This window comes from Streptomyces calidiresistens (genome assembly GCF_014141525.1).
GTDB lineage: Bacteria > Actinomycetota > Actinomycetes > Streptomycetales > Streptomycetaceae > Streptomyces > Streptomyces calidiresistens.
Genome location: NZ_VKHS01000896.1, coordinates 1 through 2,053 on the forward strand (window position 1 = coordinate 1; position 2,053 = coordinate 2,053).

The following is a 2,053-nucleotide window of genomic DNA, read 5'->3' on the forward strand; positions in this document are numbered from 1 at the left end:
GATCGCCGGGTCCGCCGGCCGACCGGCCAACAGGGGGCCGTCCGCGAGGACGGTCGTGCCCGCCATCGGGTCCCAGCCCTCGGCGGCCTCCGGGGTCAGGTACTCGCGGGCGGTCGCGTAGTCCGCCCCCACAGGACCAGCACGAAGTACAGGACGTAGACCAGGCCGGAGAAGGCCAGGCCGCTGGAGAAGGCGAGCGGCACCCCGACCAGGTCGACCAGCAGCCAGGCGAACCAGAACTCCACCAGGCCGCGGGCCTGGGCGATCATCGCCACCAGGGTGCCGACGAAGATGTAGGCGTCGGGCCAGGGGTTCCAGGAGAGCTCGGGGACCGCGGTGAACAGACCCCCGACCAGCAGGGTTCCGCCGACCGCCCCCGCCAGGAGCCACAGTCGCTCGCGTCCGGTGGCGAAACGGACGGCGATCCGGTCGTCCTCCCCGTCCCTGGCCCCCACACGCCATTGGCGCCAGCCCCACAGGGCCACGGTGATCACCAGCAGCTGCTTGCCCACCCCACCGCCGAGTTGGGCGGAGGCGTAGGCCGCGACGAGGATCAGCCCGGAGGCCAGTTGCACCGGCCAGGTCCACACCGAGCGGCGCCACCCCAGGGCGAGGGCGGTCAGCCCGAGGAGGTTGCCGATGAGGTCGGACCAGATGACGCGCTGGCCGACGACCTCGAAGGCGGTGGAGTTGAGTTGGTCGAACAGGCTCATCGACCCGCCTCCGCGCCCGGCCGATCCCCGGCGGGGAGGGTGGGGACGCCGGTGGGCGAGCCGGGGGCGAGGAGGCGCTCCACGTACTTGGCCAGCACGTCGACCTCCAGGTTCACCGGGTCGCCGGGAAGCAGGCGGCCGAGGGTGGTCAGGGCCAGGGTGGTGGGGATGAGCCCCACGCCCAGCACCGGCTCGGCGGTGCCGTCCGCGGCGGGTGCCTCGACGACGGTCAGGCTCACCCCGTCGATGGTGATCGACCCCTTCTCCACGATGTAGCGGGCCAGGGGCGCGGGGACGGCGAAGCGGACGGTCTCCCAGTGTTCGCCGGGGAGCCGCTCGCGGAGGGTGCCGGTGCCGTCCACGTGGCCCTGGACGATGTGGCCGCCCAGACGGGCGCCGAGGGCGAGGGCACGTTCGAGGTTGACCGGGGAGCCGGGGCCGAGGGCCGCCAGGGAGGAGCGGTTCAGGGTCTCGGCCATGACGTCGGCGGTGAACTCACCGTCCCCGGCGGTCACGACGGTCAGGCAGACGCCGTTGACGGCGATCGAGTCGCCGTGGCGGGCGTCGGAGACCACGCGGGGCCCGCGGATCCGCAGGCGCGCGGCGTTCTCGAGTCGTTCGACGGCGACGACCTCGCCGAGTTCCTCGACGATTCCGGTGAACACGGGGGACTCCTCGGTGGATGCGGGCGTGGCGGCGGGGCGGACCCTCGGGACGGTGGGGTCGAAGGGGATGGGGACGCCGAGCGGTGCGCGGGCACGCGGGGAGCCGTACGGGGTACGGGTCGTCCCGGTCACGGGACGGGGTTCGGCCACCGGGTCCTCCTGCCTGCTCGGGCACGGACTCCGGGGCGCGCCGGAAGGGCGCGTGGGACAACGAGCGGACCGGGAGCCGGGGTTTCCGGGACACCACGCCGGCACGGCCGGACGCGGCGGTCGTCGAAACCGCCGACCCGCTCCGCCGCGCACTGCCTCCCATCCGGACTTTCACCGTCGGTCCAGGAATTTCACCTGGTCAACCGGTCACTGGAGGTGACCGGGTCGCGGACTGTAACCGCCGGTTCGGACTTTCACCGACCCCGGAGTGCGCTTGCGTCACTGGTACGCGTCCCAGTGTGCCATGCCGGTCGCCTTCCGTGCAGAGGGGCCGTCCGTGGTCCTCCTCACCCGGGGCCGCTCCGCGAAGTGGTCCATACCTCTTGACCGAATGGTCTAGTCCTCTTAGCCTCTCGTGCATTCCGCGGTCCCCACGCCGTGTCGTTCCGACGGGAACGCCCTCGCACCGGACCCAAGTCCCCTCTCCCCACCGGCGATTCGACCGAGCGCGACCTTCCCCTTCCC

General features: G+C 72.7%; 3 protein-coding genes and 1 riboswitch. All 3 genes read right to left on the minus strand.

Annotated features, from left to right (window positions below; all coding sequences use genetic code 11):
- On the minus strand, positions 1-132 hold a 132-nt coding region (locus tag FOE67_RS30990; protein WP_498370718.1), incomplete at its 3' end, for an LpqB family beta-propeller domain-containing protein.
- On the minus strand, positions 96-713 hold the full coding sequence (locus tag FOE67_RS23880; protein ID WP_182666908.1) for a nicotinamide mononucleotide transporter family protein: 618 nt from the start codon (positions 711-713) through the stop codon (positions 96-98). The genes FOE67_RS23880 and FOE67_RS30990, both read right to left, overlap by 37 nt.
- Entirely contained in the window at positions 710-1,378 is a 669-nt protein-coding gene (locus tag FOE67_RS23885; RefSeq protein WP_182666909.1) for a riboflavin synthase, read from the minus strand. Before FOE67_RS23885 ends, FOE67_RS23880 begins: the two co-directional genes overlap by 4 nt.
- A gap of 295 nt (positions 1,379-1,673) precedes the next feature.
- Positions 1,674-1,804, minus strand: a riboswitch (FMN riboswitch).
- Positions 1,805-2,053 lie beyond the last annotated feature (249 nt).

Coding starts and splice junctions, on each gene's coding strand:
- FOE67_RS23880 (WP_182666908.1), bottom strand. CDS start 713: ATGAGCCTGTTCGACCAACTCAACTCCACCGCCTTCGAGGTCGTCGGC.